This is a genomic window from Rhodococcus sp. IEGM 1318, assembly GCF_033142465.1.
Taxonomy (GTDB): Bacteria; Actinomycetota; Actinomycetes; order Mycobacteriales; family Mycobacteriaceae; genus Rhodococcus_F; species Rhodococcus_F qingshengii_B.
This window is the reverse complement of record NZ_JAWLSC010000023.1, coordinates 1-22153: the sequence shown is the minus strand read 5'-3', so window position 1 is coordinate 22153 and position 22153 is coordinate 1. Positions and strand designations below refer to the sequence as shown.

21 protein-coding genes and 1 pseudogene are annotated in these 22153 nt (G+C 60.8%); 11 read left to right on the top strand and 11 right to left on the bottom strand.

Annotated elements, in window-relative coordinates; all coding sequences use genetic code 11:
- The first annotated feature begins 11 nt into the window (after positions 1-11).
- The 3 genes from R4P65_RS30995 to R4P65_RS30985 all read left to right on the top strand — a co-directional run bounded on the left by R4P65_RS30995 (position 12) and on the right by R4P65_RS30985 (position 1799).
- Positions 12-1052: an NAD(P)/FAD-dependent oxidoreductase gene (locus R4P65_RS30995; protein ID WP_317829373.1), complete on the top strand. Its 1041-nt coding sequence runs from the start codon at positions 12-14 to the stop codon at positions 1050-1052.
- Positions 1053-1302: 250 nt separating this feature from the next.
- Positions 1303-1563, top strand: coding sequence for a ribbon-helix-helix domain-containing protein (locus tag R4P65_RS30990; RefSeq protein WP_317829372.1), 261 nt, complete (start codon positions 1303-1305; stop codon positions 1561-1563).
- Complete coding sequence (locus R4P65_RS30985) at positions 1560-1799, top strand: toxin (RefSeq protein ID WP_317829371.1); 240 nt, start codon at positions 1560-1562, stop codon at positions 1797-1799. Before R4P65_RS30990 ends, R4P65_RS30985 begins: the two co-directional genes overlap by 4 nt.
- 186 nt (positions 1800-1985) lie before the next feature.
- On the opposite strand, the gene R4P65_RS30980 is transcribed toward R4P65_RS30985, so the two are convergent.
- From R4P65_RS30980 to R4P65_RS30960, 5 genes are all read right to left on the bottom strand, one after another.
- Complete coding sequence (locus R4P65_RS30980; RefSeq protein WP_317829370.1) at positions 1986-2315, bottom strand: DHCW motif cupin fold protein; 330 nt, start codon at positions 2313-2315, stop codon at positions 1986-1988.
- Positions 2316-3105: 790 nt separating this feature from the next.
- The gene (locus tag R4P65_RS30975) at positions 3106-3867 is read right to left on the bottom strand and encodes an enoyl-CoA hydratase/isomerase family protein (protein WP_317829369.1); all 762 of its coding nucleotides are present in this window, start codon (positions 3865-3867) and stop codon (positions 3106-3108) included.
- Between the two features lie 11 nt (positions 3868-3878).
- On the bottom strand, positions 3879-5126 hold the full coding sequence (locus R4P65_RS30970) for a CoA transferase (protein ID WP_317829368.1): 1248 nt from the start codon (positions 5124-5126) through the stop codon (positions 3879-3881).
- A gap of 38 nt (positions 5127-5164) precedes the next feature.
- Positions 5165-6763, bottom strand: a complete 1599-nt coding sequence (locus R4P65_RS30965) for a bifunctional 3-(3-hydroxy-phenyl)propionate/3-hydroxycinnamic acid hydroxylase (protein WP_317829367.1) — start codon at positions 6761-6763, stop codon at positions 5165-5167.
- A 161-nt stretch (positions 6764-6924) separates the two neighbouring features.
- Positions 6925-7614 carry a DAPG hydrolase family protein gene (locus tag R4P65_RS30960; protein WP_317829366.1) on the bottom strand — a complete coding sequence of 230 codons (690 nt, stop codon included), beginning with the start codon at positions 7612-7614 and terminating at the stop codon, positions 6925-6927.
- A gap of 269 nt (positions 7615-7883) precedes the next feature.
- On the opposite strand from R4P65_RS30960, the gene R4P65_RS30955 reads away from it, so the two are divergent.
- Positions 7884-9032, top strand: coding sequence for an MFS transporter (locus R4P65_RS30955; RefSeq protein ID WP_317829365.1), 1149 nt, complete (start codon positions 7884-7886; stop codon positions 9030-9032).
- 113 nt (positions 9033-9145) lie between these two features.
- Here R4P65_RS30955 and R4P65_RS30950 read toward each other — a convergent pair whose 3' ends face one another.
- Genes R4P65_RS30950 through R4P65_RS30935 form a run of 4 tightly spaced genes read right to left on the bottom strand, consistent with a single transcriptional unit; the run spans position 9146 to position 12304 of the window.
- On the bottom strand, positions 9146-9883 hold the full coding sequence (locus R4P65_RS30950; protein ID WP_317829364.1) for an IclR family transcriptional regulator: 738 nt from the start codon (positions 9881-9883) through the stop codon (positions 9146-9148).
- Between the two features lie 2 nt (positions 9884-9885).
- Complete coding sequence (locus R4P65_RS30945; protein ID WP_317829363.1) at positions 9886-10293, bottom strand: hypothetical protein; 408 nt, start codon at positions 10291-10293, stop codon at positions 9886-9888.
- Positions 10290-11537, bottom strand: a complete 1248-nt coding sequence (locus R4P65_RS30940; protein WP_317829362.1) for a DUF3500 domain-containing protein — start codon at positions 11535-11537, stop codon at positions 10290-10292. The genes R4P65_RS30945 and R4P65_RS30940 overlap by 4 nt, the downstream gene beginning before the upstream one ends.
- An 11-nt stretch (positions 11538-11548) precedes the next feature.
- Positions 11549-12304, bottom strand: a complete 756-nt coding sequence (locus tag R4P65_RS30935) for a FadR/GntR family transcriptional regulator (RefSeq protein WP_317829361.1) — start codon at positions 12302-12304, stop codon at positions 11549-11551.
- A 63-nt stretch (positions 12305-12367) separates the two neighbouring features.
- On the opposite strand from R4P65_RS30935, the gene R4P65_RS30930 reads away from it, so the two are divergent.
- Positions 12368-13219 carry a fumarylacetoacetate hydrolase family protein gene (locus R4P65_RS30930; protein ID WP_317829360.1) on the top strand — a complete coding sequence of 284 codons (852 nt, stop codon included), beginning with the start codon at positions 12368-12370 and terminating at the stop codon, positions 13217-13219.
- Between the two features lie 526 nt (positions 13220-13745).
- Positions 13746-13868, top strand: a complete 123-nt coding sequence (locus R4P65_RS30925) for a hypothetical protein (RefSeq protein ID WP_317829359.1) — start codon at positions 13746-13748, stop codon at positions 13866-13868.
- A gap of 1130 nt (positions 13869-14998) precedes the next feature.
- On the opposite strand, the gene R4P65_RS33295 is transcribed toward R4P65_RS30925, so the two are convergent.
- Positions 14999-15148 (bottom strand): hypothetical protein, encoded by a 150-nt coding sequence (locus tag R4P65_RS33295; protein ID WP_411742611.1) that lies wholly within the window; start codon positions 15146-15148, stop codon positions 14999-15001.
- A gap of 22 nt (positions 15149-15170) precedes the next feature.
- Positions 15171-15719, bottom strand: a pseudogene (locus tag R4P65_RS33290) (hypothetical protein); the annotation flags it as partial.
- Here R4P65_RS33290 and R4P65_RS30910 point away from each other — a divergent pair.
- The 5 genes from R4P65_RS30910 (at position 15653) to R4P65_RS30890 (ending at position 22055) form a co-directional block, all read left to right on the top strand.
- Positions 15653-16975 carry a TrkH family potassium uptake protein gene (locus R4P65_RS30910; RefSeq protein ID WP_411742610.1) on the top strand — a complete coding sequence of 441 codons (1323 nt, stop codon included), beginning with the start codon at positions 15653-15655 and terminating at the stop codon, positions 16973-16975. The pseudogene R4P65_RS33290 and the gene R4P65_RS30910 sit on opposite strands and share 67 nt — an antisense overlap.
- 25 nt (positions 16976-17000) lie before the next feature.
- The gene (locus R4P65_RS30905; RefSeq protein WP_317829357.1) at positions 17001-17639 is read left to right on the top strand and encodes a TrkA family potassium uptake protein; all 639 of its coding nucleotides are present in this window, start codon (positions 17001-17003) and stop codon (positions 17637-17639) included.
- A gap of 629 nt (positions 17640-18268) precedes the next feature.
- Positions 18269-19573, top strand: coding sequence for a Na+/H+ antiporter NhaA (gene nhaA / locus R4P65_RS30900; protein ID WP_317829356.1), 1305 nt, complete (start codon positions 18269-18271; stop codon positions 19571-19573).
- Between the two features lie 383 nt (positions 19574-19956).
- Positions 19957-20892, top strand: coding sequence for an alpha/beta hydrolase (locus tag R4P65_RS30895; protein WP_317829355.1), 936 nt, complete (start codon positions 19957-19959; stop codon positions 20890-20892).
- A 119-nt stretch (positions 20893-21011) separates the two neighbouring features.
- Positions 21012-22055 (top strand): potassium channel family protein, encoded by a 1044-nt coding sequence (locus tag R4P65_RS30890; protein WP_411742609.1) that lies wholly within the window; start codon positions 21012-21014, stop codon positions 22053-22055.
- The last annotated feature ends 98 nt before the right edge of the window (positions 22056-22153 follow it).

Here is a 22153-nt window from a genome sequence, read left to right as displayed (position 1 = left end):
GAGAAACTCTCATGACGTACTACGACGCGATCGTCGTCGGGGGCGGTCAGTCCGGTCTGGCCGTAGCCCATCATCTGCGCCGCCAGCGGCTCGACACCGCGATCATCGAAGCTGGTAGCGAGCCCGTCGGATCCTGGCCGCAGTACTACGACAGCCTCACCCTGTTCTCCCCAGCGAAGTACAGCTCCCTCCCCGGTCTACCGTTCGGCGGCGACGGTGACCGCTATCCCGGCCGCGACGAAGTCGTCGACTATCTCCGGCGTTACGCGAAGACTCTCGATGTGGATTTCCACGTCAACGAGCGAGCCGACACGGTCACCACCAGCGAGGGCCAGTTCACCGTCCGGACTGACAGCGGATCCGTCTTCACTGCCCCTCGAATCATCGCCGCCACAGGAGGATTCGGCACTCCACACATTCCCGCACTGAAGGGGCTCGATGCCTTCACCGGGACTGTTGTGCACGCCGCCGACTACCGCGAACCCACCACCTACACGGGGCGGAACGTCATCGTCGTCGGAGCCGGGAACTCCGCAGTACAGATCGCTGCCGAGCTCGCCGAATCCGCCGATGTGATCCTGGCCAGCCGGAACCCCGTGACATTCGCCCCGCAACGCCCTCTACGTCGCGACATGCACTTCTGGTTCAAGTACACCGGAATCGATACCCTCCCGATCGGGCATCTTCTCTCGCGCCCACCGACGTCGCCGGTGTTCGATACCGGCCGCTACCGCGCAGCGCTCACCGCCGGCACACCGGAACGCCGTGCCATGTTCACCAAACTCGAAGGAAACCAAGCCTTCTGGCCCGACGGCACCACAACAACCGTCGACGCGGTCATCCTCGCCACGGGATACACCCCCAACCTGGACTACCTCACAGAACTCGGGGCCCTCACCGACACCGGTCGCCCCAGACACAAGAAAGGGCTGTCCACCACACACCCAGGGCTCGGGTACGTGGGGCTGGAATGGCAGCGAAGCCTCTCGTCCGCGTCCCTACGTGGGGTGGGCCACGATGCACACCATGTCGTCCGGACTCTCGGAGCCTGAAACCGACGTCGTGGCATGGTTCGCCGAAAGGCCCGTCTCCTCAAAGCTTCACCCACTCACATTTGCAGATATGGTCTATGGTCAACCGCAAAGTCTGTCTACAAGCCAGCCATTGGCTATCGTGCATTTTCGCCCAGAAATCTTGGATCCCGCCGAGGTATCCGGACATGTAGAGCGCGGGCGTGTGACGACCTGCAGCGGAATCCAGAAACGTCACTGATCGAGAGAATTTCGTATTACACTAATATCCATGACTGACGAAACGATCAACGGACAGCCTGTCACCGACAACATGATCGAAGAATGGGCAAACGAAGCCGAGACCGGCTACGACGTCGAAAAGTTACGCAAACGCGGCCGGCCCACCGTCGGCGCCGGCCCTGGGGCAGTAGTGCCCGTCCGTATGGACGCCGCACTGCTCGAAGCGTTGAACGCGCGCGCAGAACAGGAACACGTCTCCCGATCCGAAGCGATCCGGGAAGCAGTGCGCGCCTGGACCCAGGTCGCGTGAAGGCACATAAATCCGCACGCAACCACGGAATCACCGAAGTGGCCGGGATCTACGCGGCAGAGCACCACGTGTATATCGCAGATCTGGACGACGACAACCCCGCGCGCCAATTACGGCTGGGCTTCGACCCCGACGGCCGCCTCCTCGAACTAGTCGTCCTGCGCTTCGACAGCGGAAACGAACTGCTCATCCACGCCATGAAAGCCCGTTCCCGCTACCTCGACCTCCTGCCATGATCCTTGCCGATCACCGCTCCGGACGACGCCCGTCGCTGTTGCGTCGGAGTCTGGCTGTCGCCCAGCAACGGAGCCATCTGCCCGGCGGATCGACAGGATGGAACTGCGCCCCAACCTTTCGGCAGCGCGGGACCACCCCTGGCAGCGCTCGCACGAGACGCCCTGCGCGACCCCGCTATAGGACCATCAGTCGACAACGAATAGACGGGCGCCATCCTGAGTGCTTGAGCGGTGCGGCTCCATCTTGTCTCCGACCTGGTAGCTGCTGCCCGCTTTGATCGTGACGACCTCGCCGTTCGCCAGCTCAGTGGTGAGCGTCCCTTCCAGGACCAGCAGGATATGGCCCCGACTGCACCAGTGATCGGCTACGTAGCCGGGGCTGTACTCCACCATCCGAACTCGCACAGAACCGAATTCACACGTGCGCCAGGTCGCGCTCCCGGAGTCACCCGCATGCTCCGAAGCGGGGACCAGTGACCAGTCGGTGGTCCCAAAATGTGTGCCAACGATGTCCATCAGGAGAGCCTATACGCGCTGCGCCGCGGCTCAGCGCACGTCTCATGTGATGTCACGCAGAAGATGAAGCCGCCCAACAGCCGTCAGGATCACGATCTACGACTCGAGTACTAACCGTCAGGCGCGTCCGGCATAGCCACAAGAAAGAACCTGAAACAAGTCGCCCAGGGTGCTCCACCACCAACGGTGCACCGTTGGTGTCGAATGCACCGCACAGCCAGACATTGAATTCATGATCCGCACTACGGCACCGATCGCGAATGCTTCAACTCTGCAAACAGGCGCCTACCGAACATCAACAGACCGCGGCAGCCAAGATCTACTCATCTAAGGTTCAAAGAACTGTAATACACTGGTGTGCAGTGGCATACGGATCATGTGCCGGACTAACTCCATGGAAGCTTGATCAGTTTCACTTCATGGAGTTTCACGACACCTCGATGACACCCATCTATGATCCCCCGCTCCGGCGCGACAAGTTTCGACATTATCCGAATCTCGATCGAAAACTAAATAGGTTGCGATACGAACCCCGCGCGACGCGTTACCGATTCGGCTGTCGATGGACCGGTGCGAGGTGATCAGCTCCGCCGACTGCAACGCCCAATAGTCGCGCTCTTGCAATCTCGTTCGCGCTGCCGATGGTTCGGCGCCAGGCGTCGGCGGTGTATGGCGTCAGTGAGGAGGCGGCGAAGCCTAGCCAACCTCATCTGCAGACACGGCGAAGTCATCGCAGAATTGAGCAACAGGAAAGTGCGGTGTAATACACCTAGACAGCAGAATCGAGCGCTCAAGTGTGCAGAATTTTCGCGATGCCAAGTTGGAGGTCGCGCAAATTCACGGCAGGACCGAGGGTGTGGCGTGGCGCTGGACCTGTAGCAGCGATCAATGCCTCCTTCGCCGCGCGCACGGCTGATGTCGGCTGCCGACCAATCTCCTCTACCAAATCCCGAACATTCGACGCGAGCAGTTCGTCGGTCACACACCGATTCGCCAAACCTGTTGTCACTGCGTCCGATCCCTGCAGAAGTCGTCCGGTGTAGTGCAGTTCAGCGGCCACGGCGGGTCCCACAACACGGACAAGGCGCGCCGCGAATGCCGGGCTCGGCCGAATCCCGAGACGCGCAATAGGCATGCCGATTCTGGCGGAAGTCGCCATGACTCGAATGTCGCAGGCGAGTGCTAACTGACAGCCTGCTCCGGCTGCCACGCCGGAAATCTGAGCGATAACAGGAACGGGACAAGCCTCGATAGCGCGGAAGGCTGCCTCCATTTGCGCGAACGACTCCTCGACGTCCTCAGCACGGGCACCGACCCACTCGGTGACATCGGACCCGGCGCAGAAGGTGTCGCTGACGCCGCGAAGCACGACAACACCGAGCGATGCGTGGGTCGAGATGCCAATGATCTGACGCGCGAGATCTTTCCAAGCATCATCGTTCAAAGCGTTTCGACGACGGCCTGTGCCGATCGTCACCGTCGCGATTGGGCCGTCGAACGTCACATCGACCATGCCGGCGTCGCGCCGACTCGGCCCCAGAGCAGAAACCATCGATGCCTGTCTCATCGGCGTGCTTCGCTGAGCCAACCGGCGATAACAGCGTTGTCCGCACCGAGAAGCGGTGGGGCCGAGTGACAGTTCTTCGTGACCTCTATGCCGTCCACAGAGAAGAACCGGAGTGGGGGCCCTGGAAGCGTTATCCGACCTAGGCTTTCGTGTTCGACTTCGACCATCAACCCCTGCGAACGAGTCTGTTCCCAGCGGTACACCTCGTCGATTCCACGAACACGTCCCGCCGGAATACCCATACGGTCCAGCTCGAGCAGCAGCTCGTCCGTGCCATACTTCGAAAAAATCTCTTCGATCAGCTGGCGGACCGCCTTACTGTTTCGAACTCGTTCGGAGTTGACTGCCATCCCGGGGGCATCTGGGTCCAACCCGAAGCCCGAGCAGAACCGCCTCCAAAGTCCTTCACTACCAACCGCAATCTGAACTACGCCGTCAGCTGTCGGAAAGAGCCCGTAGGGGCAGATCGACGGATGGTGATTCCCCTGTGCCTTACCAGTTTCACCGGCGACGGTGAATCGAGTTCCCTGGAAGGCGTGGATACCTACTATGCCGGCCAGCAAAGAGGTTCGTACCGTCTGCCCAACGCCGGTTCGCGCTCGCTCCTGCAGTGCCGCGAGTACACCGAATGCGCCGTACATCCCTGCCAGTAGGTCGGCTATCGGAGTTCCGACCTTTTGGAAGTCGTTCGGACCCGAACCTGTCAGCGACATCAGACCCGCCTCGCCTTGTGCGATTTGGTCGTACCCCGCACGTCCGCCTTCCGGTCCGTCGTGACCGAATCCGCTGATGGACAGTACGACGAGTCGCGGATTCAGCTGCGAAAGTCGTTCGGCTGTAAGCCCCAACCGATCGAGGACGCCGGTCCGAAAGTTCTCCATCAGAACGTCGGCGCGTGAGACAAGGGATTCCAGTAGTGCAAGACCCTCTTCAGATTTCAGATCGAGTACGACTGACTTCTTGTTTCGATTCGCGGACAAGAAGTATGTCGATTCTCGCTGTGCACCTGCAGGTTCCATGAAAGGTGGCCCCCAGCCCCGCGTATCGTCGCCGGTACCGGGTGTCTCGATCTTGATGACCGTCGCGCCCAGATCGCCGAACATCATTGCAGCGTGAGGTCCCGCGAGTGCGCGCGTGAGGTCTGCGACAACTATGCCTGCCAAGGGCCCTCTTCGAAGATCGGATTCGGATTGTTCCGACGATGATTCGACCGAATCGATGTCGTCGGTCGCTGAGTTGAACATGTAACTTCCTGTCGATAGTCGGTGTAGCGGTCGCGCTGTCAGGCAAGCGTCCGAGCAGGTTCCGGTACACGCAACCGGTGCAGGAAACCTGCTGCCAACTCGGTTGCCTGGTGCATTTCAGCAACGCCGTAGACGTGAAAATCCGGTCTGACCAGAACGACATCTGCGTCCTGATCATCGAGCCAGCGCATATAGGTGAGGTCCACGTCGTCGACAACGGTCACGCCCGCCGCTCCGTCTCCACCGAGCGCAACGAGGTCGATCCCTAACTCCGCCAGAGCTGTTCGCGTCGTCTCCGGCACATCTCTCAGCGCGGCCGATGTGCGTGAAATCAATGCTCCCGGCCCATCGAACGCGTCGTCGAACCTTGCCACTTCGCCATCTCCGATTCGAACCTGACCTTGTAGCGCCAGACTGCCGCCGGCAGCCCCGACATGAATCCCTGGGCCAAGCCCTGGTCGTGGCGGAGCAGGAGCCTTCATTCCTGCAGTCCAGTCCGCGATCATGCGGGCATCACGTTCAGCCGCTTGCTGCGGGTCGGACATACAGATGACCTGGCCTAGTTCCGTCGAGAACTCCACAAAAGCACGTGCGTGCCGAAGTCGTTCCGTTCCATATGTGTCGAGCAGGTGGTCGTCCGCCGCCGAACGCAACACCGCGTCGAGCTTCCACGACAAATCCATCACGTCGCGAACACCAGCGCCCAGACCCTGTCCGGCGAACGGTGGCATGAGATGCGCAGAATCGCCGGCGAGCAACACGCGTCCTTGCCGCCATCGCGTCGCCCAGCAAGCCTGGAACGTGTACACGGAGTGTCGTTCAAGGACTGCATTGTCGTGGGTCAGCCCATACGGCTCGAGCAGTTCCCATGCCGTGGCTTCGCGCTGAAGGGATTCTCGACTCTCTTCCGGCAGTCGCATGAATTCCCAGCGACGGCGCCCCGGACCACCTGGAACCATCGTGGAAGGGCGCCGGTAGTCGCAATTTTGCGCGGCAACGTTCGGAAAACTGCTTCCACCCACAGGTTTGACGTCGACAACCAACCAATCGTGGAAGTACCCCTCGTCGTGCCAGTCGATGTCGGCCCATTGACGAACGCGACTGTTCGCCCCGTCTGCACCGACGATCCATTGCGCATCGACGGCGACGCACCTACCGCTGTCCACGGATTGGACGACTACTGTTGCCAGTTCCGAATTCTGCGTCAATGCCACCGCTTCCCACCCCCTCATCACCCGAACGTTGGACAACCCGGCGACAATGGCATCCAAGGCCTCTTCCAATGCGGGCTGACTGAAGAAATAGGTGTTGTACCAACCGGATTCACCTCTACCACTCCAGTCGACCTCCACCAGTGTCCGCCCGTCACCGTTTCGCCACACATACATGTCGTCATAAGGCTCGGTTATCTCGGGAATGGTGTCCGGCGCCAGCCCGACCGACTGCAGGATTCGCGCGAAATCGGCGCAATGGGTGACCGCACGCGGCAGAGGGTATCCGACCTCATTTCGATCCACGACGACGACCTCGTGGCCCTTCCGAGCGAGTTTGACGGCGAGAAGCTTCCCCACCGGCCCGAAACCGACGATCATCACGTCAGCAGCTATCCTCGTTGATTCGGCGTTGACACTCTGCACAGCGAATTCCGTTCTGGTGAAATAGCTTTGATGTTGAGAACAAGGATCGGTTCGTCAATTCCTTTTGTCACGGATCAGGTCCCGGAAATCGGGACGAGCCGAAACCCTCGATGCCGCCGGAAACGGCTGCACGACCCTGGCGGGCACCGAGACAACTGCCGTCACCACGGCGCTCGCGGCGGAGATACGTCCCTGTTTTCGGCTACGTAGAGCGATGGCAGGAAACGAGACAAAAATGTGAACTCGTCGTACGCGTGCTGCAGGAGTCCCTGACCGAACTCCACAGTTGCTTGCGCCGCAATCTGTTCCGCGGTTTGCCCAAGTGCCTCGAGATCGTGTCCGATGAAGAAGTGACTTCGCAGGGCCATCCCCCACTCGGTATCGCGCGCGATGTGCAGTAGCCTGCCGCCGAGCACGCGCCCATCCGGGAGACGAGGTGGATTGTGGGTGACCCCCAATCGTCCGACAACCACTCCGGACACAGCGCCGGATTCTCTTGCTCTGGAATAGGTGTCTTCGTCGAAGAACTCGGACGGATCCCGAAATTGGATGACCAGATCATCGGCCGGCTGCCCCGAGAAGTATTCGGTGACGACGTGCTCGCTGCCGATATGAGTGTCGTCCGAGAGATTACCCTGCCAACTGCTGTACGTGTGGTCGATGGGATGCCACCAGACGTATTTCTGTGTGTCGCAACGCCAGCGGACCCACCATTCGAGCATCTCGCCGGTGCAACCGTGCATATCCGTACGGACTGCGACGTGCAGCCCTCCAGATGGCAGTCGCTCGTATCCCATCTCCAATTGCAAAGGCTTCGGATCTAGTAGGGCGGCGACTTCTGACAGGTCCATTGATTCAGCTCCTCGGATCGAGTTTTTCCAACGAGCTGAAGGTATGGGCAAGGTGTGCTGCGCGTCACCCCATTTGTCCCGGTTTCCGGGACTAAACGGTTACGCCCGAGAAGTCGACATCGGACGATGGCACGCATCACATCGACCGCCCGAATCGGGCTCACCGTCTGGAGAGACAACACATGCATCTCAATGCACCCGCGCGAACTGATGAACGTGGGGAGACTCGATCCCACCCCGCAGTCATCGGGTTGTGCATGGTTATCACCGTGATCGAGGGATTCAACCTGATCGTCTACGGATCTGTTATTCCGTTGCTGTTGGAAGACTCGTACCTGCGCATAACCGATCAACAAGCCGGGCTGGTCGGCGGGCTCGTCTATATCGGAGCCATCGCCGGATCTGTACTGGCCCCTCTCGCTGCCGAGCGCTCCGGCCGAAAGTGGGTTCTCATTGTTGCCATCGCACTGTTCGCGATCGGAGCCGTGATCACCGGAGCGTCGATCAGCATCGTCATGCTCGCCGTGGGTCGATTTGTCACTGGATTCGGCGTGGGCGGCGCGCTCACCACCGCGATGACAGTCTCCCGCAACAGTGCGGCATCGTCACGGGCGTCGTTGGTCGTCACGATCACCATGGCAGGTATCCCGCTCGGCGGCGTCGTCGCGTCACTGCTCGCGATTCCGGTGCTTCCTGCGCTCGGATGGCGCCCGATGTTCTTCATCGGTGCATGCACTGCTCTGGTGATCCTCGCCGCCGTCGCGATAATCGACATCCCGACCGACACTCCCCAGGAGGTGGCGGGGCGTTTATGGTCTGGTCGGCAAAAGATTGCCGCACTGTTCACCGGCCGCGGGTCCACAATCGCACTGGTTGTCGCGGTATGCGCAATCGCCAACATGGTTGCGTGGCAAGGACTCAACGTGTGGGCAGCGCAGTCGATGATTGACTTGGGGTACACGCTGAACACTGCTCTTGTGATCACCTTTGCTCTGACCGGTGCCGCAGTGGTCGGTTCCTTTGCCAGTGCGTGGGCGGCCGACCGCCGCGGGGCCTCAGTTGTAGCGGTAGCCACCAGCGCGTGCACGCTCGTCGGACTTCTCGGAATGGTCTATCTGCCGACATCGTTGACGGGGACCATGATTTGTGTGGCGCTGATGGGCATCGGCGGCCATTCCACGATGAATCTGGTGCACACAACCACAGCCGATATCTACCCGTTGCCGGCACGAGCAACTGCCCTCGGTTGGTCGAACGGGACATCATTCGTCGGGGCGTTCTTAGGCCCGGTAATCGGCGGTACCTCCATTGCGTCGGGTGGAGCCGTCGGATTGTTCAGTACGTTCGCGGGTGCCGCGGCAGTGTGCTTGGTCGCGGTCTGTGCACTCTGTTGTGCAGACAGACGCACCGGACGGTAGGGATACCACTGATCACGAATCAGTTCCCGACCTCCCAGTAGGAGCCGGGAACTGATTCGCGCGATCTGCAGAAGTCACGGGAGCACACAGAAGAAGCTCTCAGGCAGTCGCATTCAGAATTGCTCTCGCGACAATCCCAGATCCACCTGACTGTTCACCACTTTGAGACCTTCGACCGCGAGTTCCTTCTTCGCTTTGAACCGCCCGGACGGAATGACGATGGCGATCGCTTGAAGCGCGCCCGTCGGTCCGATCATTGCAGTAGCCACGGCGCAGATCCCTACGTCGTGCTCCTCGATGTCGACGGAGACGTGGGAGCGACGCACCTCCGCCAGTTCCGCCAGCAGCGCCGCCCGTTCGGTGATCGTGTTATCCGTAAATCGCGGAAGAACCGGTGACAACAACGCAACTGCCTGCTCCTCCGGCAACTGAGCAAGCATGGCCTTCCCGATACAACTCGCATGCAGCGAAAAGCTCTTGCCGACCTTGGTGACGCCTCTGAGCCTCTCCGGTGAAGCAATCTGATCGACGACGACAACCTCGCGACCACTGAAGATCGCCAACTCCACGTTCTCGTTGACGGTACGAGCCAACGTTGCCAGCTGAGATCGATTGGCCGAGAGTAGCCGTAAGTGAGCATTCATCCCGAACTTGAGTAAGCCTGGGCCCAAGATGTATCCGGATCTGTCCGGAACTCGGACGACGTACAACTCGTGTTCGAGGGCTTGAATAACTCGGTGCACCGTCGAACGTGGAAGTCCGGTGCGGGCGGCGAGGTCTGTCAGCGTCATCGGCCAGCGACTCTCGGCGATCGAATCCAGAATCACCGTGGCCCTGCCTATGTTCGCCACGACTAACTCCTCGTCCAGGTCCTGGTCACCGTCAGTTCGATGATGCTCCAGTCTCGTTCGTCGACAACCATCGTGTATTCACCGAGGGTATGCACGCGAGGGTCGGGTTCGAACACCCACCGAGTGTAGTGCGCGTGAGCTTTCCACACTCGGGGGCCAGCCCCGGCGAGCACCACGAGGTTGCTGACGTCATGGCGATGTGCGACAGATGATTTCCATAATTCTGCGAAGAACTTCTCCGCATCGTCCGGATGATCGAAACCCATCCCGGGGAAGCTCACCCGGGTAGAAGCCAGGAGCCCCACAGCACCGTCGACGTCTTTGCGGTCGGCAAAGTCGACGTACGTGTGAAGTAGGTTCGAAATCCAGTGTCTGGCCGAGACGACTCCGTGGAGCTGACTGCAGGTCACGATTCTGTCTGCTCTTGCCACTGTCGAACGTAGGAACGTCCGTAATCGTTGCCGTGCGGAGTGCGCATCACCGTGTGAATATGGAAGGGCTGAGGAGTGTCGTAGTCGAGGAAGACACCGCAGTGGTGATCCAGTTCGGCTATCAAGACCGGGGATTGGATGCGGTAGTAGAAGACGTCCCCAGGGCGGTGCCCGCCGATCCAGCAGAACCATGTCCGGTCCAGGTGCTCTTCGATCTCGCGCAGACGAGCAGTCCGAGGCCCCGCGGGCAACAATGCCACGAACTGTTCGGCGATCGCGAGCACTAGTTGTCTGGCACGCGTGTCCATCTGATCGACGGGAATGCCTTCGAAGGGAATCACTCGGTTGTCCTGAAACGCTCCGGCGAGGTGCCGCTCATCCCCGGGGTGTACTCGCCCGGGAGGCATGGCCGGATCGTTCATCAGCCCGTATACAGTGGCCTCACGCCGCTGGTCGTCAGTGAGTGCGGCCATCAGTTCTATACCGAGTTCGATTCGACCGGTGAATGATTCGATGCCGGCGTGGGGACCGTCGTCTATCTCGTTGGGTTCCGCGCCGAGAAAGACCGGACTCACAACCATCCGCCCGCCGATGATCAGACAGTTGACCGCGCAGTGGTGACCGTACAATTGCCATCCCCACGGCGAGACGACACTGGGTTCACCGTATAGGGCGACGTTGTAACTGAATTCGTTGAGAATGGTCTCCAATCCGACAACCTCGCCGAGAAAACCATTAATCAGCATCATGTTTCGGACGATTCGAAAACCTTCGGGGCTCAGCGAGGCCTCGACCAATCGCAAGGCCAACTCTCGAACGCGTTGCGGTTGGAACTCGAGTCGTACTCCGGTGTCGAACTGCATGAACTCAGGGTTCGCCCACGTCTGCCACTCGACAGCGTCGATCGGATAACTGATCCTGGAGCGATCGGCGTCACTCAACTCCGCAAGTAGATCTTTCGCAGCATCCACCATTTCATCTACCGGAGCCTCTTCACCGTGCGTGACGGCTGTCAGTGGGTAAAGCCCGTCCGTGATCGTGCCGTTTTCGGTGACTCCTCGAAAGTCGTTGAGGTATAGCGGCTTCCATCCCTCGACGAGATCCCCGGTAAAGGTCCCAGGCCGCCTTGACGCATCGCGATAGGCGTAGGGATCCAAACCTCGAACACTCGATAGTCGGCGATGGTCGTGAGGGAACAGATGTGAGCGGAACTCACCGGACATGAATCGTCCTTTCAGGCTGGAGTGTTGTGCCGCACGACGGCCGCATGTACTGCAGCCACATCGCCGGCAGAGATTGCGTCGACAAGTTCGACGTGAATGTGAAACCTCTCGGTGCGGTAGCCCGCTGCGTCACGCTCGTTGTCGAACTCGGTGGCCGTGCCGTGCAGCGGGCCCAGAGTGCCGATATAGACCGATCGCGCCAGGCCATTGGGAACGATCGTCGCGATTCGCTCGTGCAAGGCCCAGTTCGCTCGGAGGAAGGTGTCCCAGTCGGGGGCGGATTCCATCCGCTTCAGGTGTGCCCCCAAGTCGGCGATGTCGGCCCTGCTTCGATGCCGAGCCGCAGCAGTGTCGATCAAGATTTCGAGGTGATCACGCAACTCGATGGCATCCGCGACGACCGGGGCCTCCTCGGCGACACTCAGCAACGTATGGCGCAAGCGAACCGCCGGGCTTCTCTCTGCGACAAATAAGCCGCCACCTCGCCCCTGGCGGATCTCCAGCACTCCCCGATCACGAAGCAGTCGAACCGCTTCGCTGACAGTCGAATACGCAAATCCGGTCTCGCCGCGAAACGATGCCAGCGTGCCGATCGGTGCACCGGGCTCCAGGTTCTGCTCCCGAATCCGGCTGTCGATCGCCGCCGCCAACTGCTCGGCACGGGTCCCCCTCCCCACTGCTTTGGACAGCACAGAAATCGGGTCAGTCGGCGCAACAGAACTCCGGAGCATGCGTCCGTCTTGTCCATCTGGGGTCTCGTGGGGCATAGTCCTATGAAACCATAAACCTTCGAAGGTTTATAGATTTAATTCGAACCTGAAAGGCTACTGATGAAAATCGTTGGGATTCAGCAACCCGATCGTGGAGTTCAGGTGGCTCAACTGTCCGAGGACGGCGCCCAAGTGAGTGTCGTGTGCACTCTCGAAGAGTTCTGGTCGGATCCCGCTGGCAAGCTCGCAACGCCTCCGACCGGCCCGTGCATGCCGGTAGCCGACATCGAGTTCGTTCCACCGGTCCTGCCGGGCGCGAGGGTGGTCTGCATCGGACTGAACTATCTTGCCCACGTCGCAGAGGGGAGCTACCGCGCAGAGCCCCTACCCGCCCATCCGACTCTGTTCGCCCGGTGGCCCAACTCCCTCACTGTCGGCGACACCGGTGTCCCCGTTCCCGCCAACGAGCAGGGTCTCGACTGGGAAGGAGAGGTTGTCGCCTGGGTTGGGCAGAAGCTTGCCGACGCCACTCCCGACCAGGCCCTTGCAGCTGTCGTCGGATACTCGACGTTCAACGATCTCACCTGCAGGCGAGCACAGAAACTCACCTCGCAGTGGATACTCGGAAAGAACGGTGACCGATCCGGCCCACTAGGACCGATGGTTCCTGCGAGCGAAGTCGGCGACCTGCGCGACGGCCTGCGAATACAAACCCGCGTCAACGGCGAAATCGTTCAGGACGCCCGAACCGACGAAATGGTCTACACAGTCGGCGACACGCTCTCTCACATCTCACAAACCTTCACACTGCACCCCGGCGACCTCCTCGCTACGGGCACACCGTCCGGAGTCGGCTACGCACGCACACCCCAATGGCTACTACAACCAGGCGATCAGGTCGAAGTCGAAGTCGAAAAGCTTGGTATCCTTCGAAATACATTGGTATCCAGGGATACTCGATTCGAAGGCTGAGCAGGAACGAGGGGCGATATCTCGCGATCCTTCAGAAGAGGAATGGAGAACCCTCAGGGCAACGCTGCGTCGTCGTCGACATTGTCCCCTCCGCCACCAGGACTTTTCGGTGCCAAGTCGGCGGCTACCCTGGATTACGCGAGCGGCCTTATGCCCGAGATGGTTCGGGTTCCGGCGAGAGATGTCCAGTGCGCGTTCACTTTCGACGCGGTCTCCGGCGCCGACCAGCAGCGTCAAAGCGCGCAGAGTAGCGCGATCAGTGGATCTCCGGTGGGATGCGGTGGCAGAGCTCCCCGGACGTGCCCCAATCACCGATCTAGGAGCCGGTGAACGAACTCGCCGAACGGATCACCATGCGCCGGCGATCCCTACAGTGATGCATCGCATGGTGATCCGTTCGGCCGCATATCAGCTAGCACATCCGCTCCCCGCCGCCGAACTCCCACCACCACAGCGACGCCGGTCTCCCAACTGCCACCAACGCCTACCCAGGACTTCACGAAGCACTCGCAGCACTACCCTGACCATGCCGATCGCGGCAAACGTCGTCGACGCAGTCGTTCCCCCACCGCCGCGACTGCTCTCATCACCGTGCATCCCCCGCCCCACCGCGTTGGCGATCGCCCTCACAACGCAGAACGCGGGTTGATCAGATTCAGCGCAACCGATCAACAACACATCACAAACAGTTCGGCCGTCTTCGCATCCCATTGCACCCGGCCCGCAAGGGAGACTCAATGATGAGGACGTCCCAAGACCGACCTGGCTCTGATCTGTGCCCTACAGGTCAAAGCCGGTGCGAGTTGGGTAACGCCGAATTCGGTCTTCTGGATCTGGCGCTTGCACGTTTCACCGGCGGGTACCCGCCCGACCCCGACATCGACTCACGACCGGCACCCGGTCGCGGTGCGCCTCATATCCCCTGAACTACCGGTGGTGCACTACTGACCGCTGTCGGTCCAACAAATCGCCACGTCTCTCGGGGCTGGTTCATCGATCGTGACGAGATAGTCGAGGACCATCATGCGAGCGCGGTCGAGATCTCGCGTTCCGTATGTCTGCGTGTACCCGTAACCTTCAATGTGGAGCTCGAGCCCATTCTGTCGGCGCCATCCACGCCACCATTGTCCTCTGCACGTCCACCGGCTCACCGTCACGTGTATCGCTGCCACAGATGCCAGTCTGTCAGGTCCAGCACGGGAGTCGGACTACGAAGCCATCACCGCAGACGCACTAGGGCTGCCGACTTCTGTCAGCGGGGCATCGACGCATACCCTGTCTGCGGTCAAACGCCTATCCTGCCAGACTCACCCCGACAGTCTCGAGAGAACTGGCGACCTCACCTAACGATTTCCCTCAGGCATTGTGCGCCACGCACTCGTGGATTCAACCTGCGAGGATGTCGTGAAGCATTGGGTCGTCGACTGGTTCGATTACCCGCCATGTTCGTACGCTCACCATCTTCGGCTCGATCGAAGGCGGAGCGGGACAGCGGCGGCTCCGGAGGTTTGGACAAGCCGCACTCGGAGACGAATAGTCCTGTCCAAGAATGCGATCCGAGGAATCTTTAGATGATAGCGGTCCGACCTATGACAGCATTCGCCCATGAAGTCCAGATGCATTGCAGCGCAGTATATGCGGACTCCAGCACGACACAATATAAGTTATCGGCGAAGAATTTTAACCGGCAGTATGCCGCGTTACAACATATCTGAGCCCGACTTGGCGGACGTCCTCGCCCCGTATCGAAGGACATGCCATCGGTACTGGTGGATGGGCTCAACGATGATGTGGTGACATTGCCTCGGTCACGCGAGAAGGCGAGTCGGTGTCATGCCCGCTCGCCGCGTGTTCGTAGAGCGCCGTCACGGCCGCGGGGAGAGACGAGTCCACGCCGGCGTCTTTCGATGCGGTGGTCACGTGCTGCATCGTCGTTACGGGCGGAAATGATGGTCGAGGTATCGGCTGGATATGTCCGGTTGTCGGCGTCGCGTGCGAAGCCAGGGCCGATGTCTGCGGCGAGCTGCACCATTGCTGTCAGCTGGGCATCGATCGATTTGCCATCGATTCCGTGAGCTCTTGCCAGTGCGGTGCCATGGGCCCACGCTGCGAGCGTGGTCCAGAACACGCCGAGCAGTGCTGTGTCGAATGACGCGGGGGGCTCGTGTCGATTTCCCAGCACGGTCACGGTGGGGGCGATGGTGGTCAAAACTGGCAGCGCCGAATCGAGGTCGAGGCTTGGTCCTGTCGCTGTTGTATCGTCAGCGGCGTGCGAAAGCCCCTCGAGAAAACCGCGATCCGGACATCGAGCTGCCCGATTACTCGACCGCCTTATCGAACAGCGCAGCCGCAACGAGACTGCCGAGTGTGATGCGGCCCGCCGCAGCTTCGTGGGTTTCGCGTCTGATACCCAGTGCTCGCCATCCGACGCGTTTGGTGGCGACGGGATTCGGAACCGCAACCGTGATCGGCGCTCTACTGCTGATGCTGCCCGTCGCATCCGAGAGTGGTGAAAGAACCGATTCCCTTACAGCTTTGTTCACTGCGACGTCCGCAGTATGTGTGACCGGACTGATTGTGGTGGACACAGGCACACACTGGTCGTCCTTCGGTGAGGTAGTGCTGCTGTGCCTGATCCAAGTCGGTGGTCTGGGCATCATGACGCTGGCGTCGATGCTGGGGCTCCTCGTTGCGCGCCGGATGGGCCTTCGGATGCAATTGGTGGCACAAACAGAAACAAAGAGCTTACGGCTGGGCGAGAGCAGACGTGTGGTCATCGGGGTGATCAGGTTGAGCCTGTTCGTCGAGCTCGTGACGGCGATCGCCTTGACCGCTCGCTTCAGGTTCGGATACGACGAGCCGTTAGCCCGAGCCACATATTTGGGTGTGTTCCATTCGATCTCGGCATACAACAATGCCGGGTTCGCTCTGTACACCGACAGCCTTGTCGGGTTCGCCACCGATCTGTGGATCATGGTGCCGATCATGGGTGCTGTCGTCCTTGGCGGTTTGGGTTTCCCGGTGATCTTCGAAGTGACTCGGTCGATACGGCGGTCCATTGCCGCCAACGGAGCACGACCGGGGTGGTCCCTTCACACGAAGATCACTCTGCTCACGTACGGGGCGCTCGCTGGCGCTGGAATCGTTGCAGTCACGGCCATCGAATGGAGCAACCCCGCCACGCTGGGTTCGCTGAGCGTGGGAGGACGGGTATTGACCGGTGTCTTTCACGGGGTCACGCCGCGTACCGCCGGTTTCAACTCCGTCGATGTCGCAGCAATGCATCCGTCTTCACTACTGGTCACCGACGTATTGATGTTCGTCGGAGGTGGGAGTGCAGGGACCGCCGGCGGAATCAAGGTCACGACATTCGCTCTGTTGGCGTTCGTGATTTTCGCCGAGGTCCGCGGCGAACCGACGGTCCACGTCATGGGCCGCCGTATCGCCGCGACAGTGCAACGCCAGGCGATCACGGTGGCACTGCTCGGAGTCGGAGCGGTAATGTCCGGCACTCTCACCATTTTGCTCATGACGGATTTCGATCTCGACGCCGTCTTGTTCGAGGTCGTCTCGGCTTTCGGCACGGTCGGCCTGTCCACCGGAATCACAGCCGATCTCCCACCATCGGGACAGGTAGTACTGATTGCCCTGATGTTCCTCGGGCGACTCGGCCCGATAACCCTGGCGTCGGCACTTGCCCTACGCGAGCGCGAACGACGTTACGAACTACCGGAGGAGCGACCCATTGTCGGCTAGGACAAACAAACGACACGGCACGCGCGTGACCGTGATCGGGCTTGGCCGCTTCGGCAGCTCGCTCGCGCGAGAACTCGTATTGCACGGATCCGAAGTACTCGGTATCGACTCCGATCCGCGTCGGGTCCAGCGCTACTCCGAAAGCCTCACCCACACCGCCGTCGCGGACACCACCGACCGGGAAGCGCTCGAACAGCTCGGTGTACCTGATTTCCGCCACGCGGTCGTAAGCATCGGAACCGACCTGGAGTCGAGCATTCTCACCACCTCGCTACTCGCAGACTTCGAAATTCCGAGGATCTGGGCGAAAGCGACAAGTCGACAACACGGACGGATCCTCGAACGCGTAGGAGCCCACCATGTAGTGCTGCCCGAGCACGACATGGGTGAGCGAGTCGCTCACCTTGTCACCGGCCGCATGCTCGACTATGTCGAATTCGAAGAGGACTACGCGATGGTCAAGACACTCGCTCCAGCCTCGACCATCAATCAACCTCTCTCCGACAGCCGCCTGCGGGCAAAGTTCGGAATCACCGTCGTCGCCATCAAACATCAGGGGGGAGAATTCACCCACACAACGCAAGACACCATCGTCCGTGAAGGTGATCAACTCATCGTTGCCGGCCGGACATCTCAGGTCGAACGATTCGCAGAGATGACCTAGTCGCAAGGAGCTGCCGATCGCTGTTCACGCAGGGTTTCGGGGCAGGAGTAGCAACAGGTTTCGGGTCAGGAGTAGCAACAGCTCGTTCATCCAAGACGATGCGAAAAGATGCTTTCGCCGTGGCGCCGCCGAACGATTGGTGGCGTAAGTCTGAAGTCAGTGCTCGCCTTCGTCGGCAGAGAACCCTCCGTTCGCCCAGCTGCGGCAGTGGGGCGTGGACACCCCATTGCCAGGTAGAATGGCATTGTGCAGATCCGGTATGCGACTCCTCGTGGCGAGTCCGGTGCCATGATCACGAGTAGCGACCCGACGGAGGAAGCGGGTGCATCTACTCGGTTTCACGAGCCGTCGATGATGTTCTTCGAAGAAAATCTGCGCCCGGGTGGGACGAACGGCTACACCACCTGGTGGGGTACGAATGCTCACGGCAAACTCGCCGGCTGCCCGCCTTCTCATCATTGACAGCTCCCGCCTTCCTGACCTGATTTCACAGCAATTCGGGCGGGAAGTGTCCATCGTGGTGCTGTCGCTTTGCCTTCTGTGACCGGAATTGCTCCTGCGTGGGTGGTTCACCAAGCGCATCTCCTCTCCTCATGTGTTGGGAGGTGCGCAAGGCCGGAAAGTCAGTGATGACCTCCCCTTTCTCCCGTTTACCGTTGTTCTCCCGCGGGTCTTGGCCCGAAACTCAACGCGTCACCGCGGTGCTCCGCAAGGAAACCGTGGGTGGTGTCCTCCTGCTCATCGCTGCGGCCACCGCTCTGATCTGGGCGAATACTCCTTGGTCGGATGCATACGATTCGTTGCGTGACTTCACCGTCGGCCCATCAAGTCTGCACCTGAACCTTTCGCTAGGGGCGTGGGCAGCGGACGGATTGTTGGCGATCTTCTTCTTCGTCGTCGGCCTCGAACTCAAACGCGAATTCGTCGCCGGTGATCTACGCGACCCGAGGCGTGCGGCGCTTCCGGTGATGGCCGCAATCGGCGGCATGATCGTTCCTGCCCTCATCTTCGTGGCGATCAACATCAATGCCGGCGGCGGCGCGTTGAACGGATGGGCGATCCCGACAGCAACCGATATCGCGTTCGCTGTCGCGGTCCTCGCCGTCGTCGGATCTCACCTTCCGACAGCGCTACGTACGTTCCTGCTAACGCTGGCCGTCGTGGACGATCTGTTGGCAGTGACGGTGATCGCGATCTTCTACACCGATGATCTCAGCTTCGCCTACCTCGGACTTGCGTTGATTCCGTTGGCGGCGTTCGCTTTTGCAGTACAGCGGCGGGTGCGCAGCCCGTGGCTTCTCATTCCCCTCGCGTTGGCGACATGGTGGTTGGTGCACGAGTCCGGAGTGCATGCAACTGTCGCCGGTGTGCTCCTGGGATTCACCGTTCCGGTACTGCGTAGCCAGGCAGCGGGCGGGCCGGATGCCGGGCCGGGGCTCGCGGAGTACTTCGAGCACCGCATCCGGCCACTTTCCGCCGGGCTGGCTGTCCCGGTGTTCGCGTTCTTCGCCGCAGGCGTGACCATCGGCGGTCTCACCGGATTCGTCGACACTCTCGCCGACCACGTCGCCCTCGGCATTGTCGCCGGTCTGGTGATCGGGAAGGTGATCGGCATCGTAGGAATGAGTTACCTGACCGCGAAGTTCACGAAAGCCGAACTCGACACTGATCTGACGTGGTGGGACGTACTCGGAGTCGCGATGCTCGGCGGTATCGGATTCACGGTCTCGTTGCTGATCGGTGAACTCGCGTTCGCAAGCGACGCCGCGCGCGGAGATCACGTGAAGATCGGGGTCCTCACCGGCACCATCATCGCATCAGTGTTGGCTTCGATCGTGCTCCGACTGCGCAACCGCACCTACCGGGTCATCGAAGAACGAGAGACCCGCGACGACGACAACGACGGGATCCCCGACATCTACCACCACCCGTGACAGCCCCGCAGCAACACCGAACCCCGACGATGCGAAGGACAAACCTTTGATGATCGAAACGTAGGCGCGACCGAAGTCGCTGCACTCGCTGCCGCGGCCTGGGTCGGACGCGGAGACAAGGAAACCGGAGATGGCGCTGGTCGACGCACAGCACCGACGTCACGAGATAACGCCTCCGAGGGCATCTCGGACGCCACACCGTCTAGAATCGAGGCGGAAGGCGACCTCCGTTTTGCGTTCGGTGTTCTGCTGGTTGATCGGATGCGTTTCGATTGCCGTGGCGGATGCCCAACTTTCGGTGATCGTCGGTTACTGTGGCGCACGGTGTGCCGGGAAGTCTGGTCGGCGACAGCTCAAGGCTGTCCCCTTCGGCCAGGAGAACCATGAACCACCTCACCCCCCAAACCTCCAGCAGCACACCCACACCGCCGCAACTCGAATCAGGTTTTCGTTGCCCCGGCGACGAACTGCAACTGCACACAGCGGCCCGCAAACTCCTGCTGACATGGTCACTGCCGTGGGAACTTCGACGAGTACACACCTCACTCGGTAACACCGTGATCCTGACAACCGGCACTGCCTCACCCCTACCACCGGTCGTGCTCGTCCCCGGCGCAGGGCTCAGCGCAGCAACGATGGAAGCCGCGGTCACCGAAATCGCTTCTACCCGCAAAGTGTTCGTCGTCGATGTTCCCGGCGAACCGGGAATGAGTGCCGCTCGGCGCCCCGCCTCCGCGGACCTGGCTCACTACGGCGACTGGCTCGACGAGGTCACCGACGCACTCGGTGAGAGATCCATCGTGCTGATAGGCCATGCCTTGGGCGCCGCCATAGTCCTTTCCTCCACACCACATTCACGTGTTGCGGGAACAGTTCTGGTGAACCCGGAGAGGCTTTCCCGGTCCGGCTGGAACGCCTGGGGCGCGGCGCGGCGCTTCCTGTGGCGCCGAAGCACAGACATCGATGCAGCGCAGCATTACCTCGAACACATCACCGGACCACACTTCGTGCCCTCCGCCGCCCTGGTGACGTGGTTCTGCAACGTCGGCGCCTACTGCTACCCCACCCCATCACGTCCACTACTCGGGAGAGACCGGATCGACATCTGGACCCGACACACCCCGGTAACTACCGTAGTGGGCACCGATGATCCCCTCGCTCCCCGACGGACCGTCAACAGGGTTTTCCGTGAGCACCCTGTCTCGATGGTCGAGCTAAGCGGGACAGGTCACCTGGCACCCGTCGAACATCCATCGCACCTCGCGCGCGTCCTCCGAGAGCACGAACTACTCCCTCCGCGGCCTGCCCACGGTCAGTGAAAGCTGAAGCCCCCCTTTGTGGGAAAACCCAGCTCAGACTGAGGCGACCAGTAAGCTACGCGCACAGACCGAATAGAAACGAGGTGGGAAGCGTCTCTCGGAACAGGTTTCGGTCACGTTTGAACCGATCAGAGACACTCACCGACCGCCCCGACTTCGCCCTGGTCGGTGTGCTTCGCGTGCCAGGAATACAGAACAGTCCCGGCACTGCCATCCTCCGCCGAATCGGATATGCACTTACCGCGCTGGCGCTGGTTGTCGTGGTGGTCTACCTCGACCGTGACGGATACTCCGACACCCAGGGTGACGACCTGTCGCTCCTCGACTGCATCTATTACGCCACCGTGTCCCTGTCGACGACCGGCTACGGCGACATCGCACCAATCACCGAGCAGGCACGACTGATCAACGTCCTCGTCATCACACCGCTGCGGGTGTTCTTCCTCATCGTCCTGGTCGGTACTACTCTCTCCGCACTGACGGAGTCTTCGCGCCAAGCGTTCAAGATTCAGCGCTGGAGGCGCAGCACCCGAAACCACACCATTGTCGCCGGATACGGCACCAAAGGACGCACAGCGGTAACCGCGATACTCGGTGACGGAGTTCGCCCCTCCGACATCGTGGTCGTCGACACCGACCCCGTCGTCCTCGAGCGAGCCATCGGGCAGGGATTGGTGACAGTGCACGGTTCGGCAACGAAATCCGATGTACTACGACTCGCCGGCGCCGATCGCGCCTCGTCGATCGTCGTTGCCACCAACCGCGACGACACCGCCGTATTGGTGACGCTCACCGCTCGGGAAATAGCCCCTGATGCCAGGATTGTCGCCGCCGTACGTGAATCGGAGAATACCCAACTGCTGCGCCAATCCGGCGCGAACTCTGTCGTCGTCTCCTCCGAGACCGCGGGCCGACTCCTCGGTGTGTCCACCACAGCCCCGACTGTGGTGGAGATGATCGAAGATCTCCTCACCCCGGAAACCGGGTTGGCAATCACCGAACGCGAGGTCCATCCCTCCGAAATCGGCGACTCCCCACGTCACTTGTCCGACATCGTGCTCGGGGTAGTGCGCGGTGGGCACCTTCACCGGGTGGGTGGTCCTGACATCGACACCGTGCAGCAAGGCGACAAGCTGCTCTACGTTCGACGCGTACCGTCCTGAAGGTTCCATATCTCCCGCATAGGGACTGTTTCTTAATCGGTGTTTCGGCCCCAGACGCTGAGTGAATGCTCAGCGAGGGAGGTGCCGTGATGACGACA

Excerpts from the sequence above, each read along its gene's own strand:
- R4P65_RS30925 (WP_317829359.1), top strand. The coding sequence starts at position 13,746 with ATGCCGATCGCGGCAAACGTCGTCGACGCAGTCGTTCCCCCACCGCCG.
- R4P65_RS30940 (WP_317829362.1), bottom strand. The coding sequence starts at position 11,537 with ATGTCCGGTGAGTTCCGCTCACATCTGTTCCCTCACGACCATCGCCGA.
- R4P65_RS33295 (WP_411742611.1), bottom strand. The coding sequence starts at position 15,148 with ATGCAGCACGTGACCACCGCATCGAAAGACGCCGGCGTGGACTCGTCT.
- R4P65_RS30980 (WP_317829370.1), bottom strand. The coding sequence starts at position 2,315 with ATGGACATCGTTGGCACACATTTTGGGACCACCGACTGGTCACTGGTC.
- R4P65_RS30930 (WP_317829360.1), top strand. The coding sequence starts at position 12,368 with ATGAAAATCGTTGGGATTCAGCAACCCGATCGTGGAGTTCAGGTGGCT.
- R4P65_RS30895 (WP_317829355.1), top strand. The coding sequence starts at position 19,957 with ATGAACCACCTCACCCCCCAAACCTCCAGCAGCACACCCACACCGCCG.
- R4P65_RS30990 (WP_317829372.1), top strand. The coding sequence starts at position 1,303 with ATGACTGACGAAACGATCAACGGACAGCCTGTCACCGACAACATGATC.
- R4P65_RS30935 (WP_317829361.1), bottom strand. The coding sequence starts at position 12,304 with ATGCCCCACGAGACCCCAGATGGACAAGACGGACGCATGCTCCGGAGT.
- R4P65_RS30995 (WP_317829373.1), top strand. The coding sequence starts at position 12 with ATGACGTACTACGACGCGATCGTCGTCGGGGGCGGTCAGTCCGGTCTG.
- R4P65_RS30975 (WP_317829369.1), bottom strand. The coding sequence starts at position 3,867 with ATGGTTTCTGCTCTGGGGCCGAGTCGGCGCGACGCCGGCATGGTCGAT.
- R4P65_RS30970 (WP_317829368.1), bottom strand. The coding sequence starts at position 5,126 with ATGTTCAACTCAGCGACCGACGACATCGATTCGGTCGAATCATCGTCG.
- R4P65_RS30960 (WP_317829366.1), bottom strand. The coding sequence starts at position 7,614 with ATGGACCTGTCAGAAGTCGCCGCCCTACTAGATCCGAAGCCTTTGCAA.
- nhaA (WP_317829356.1), top strand. The coding sequence starts at position 18,269 with ATGACCTCCCCTTTCTCCCGTTTACCGTTGTTCTCCCGCGGGTCTTGG.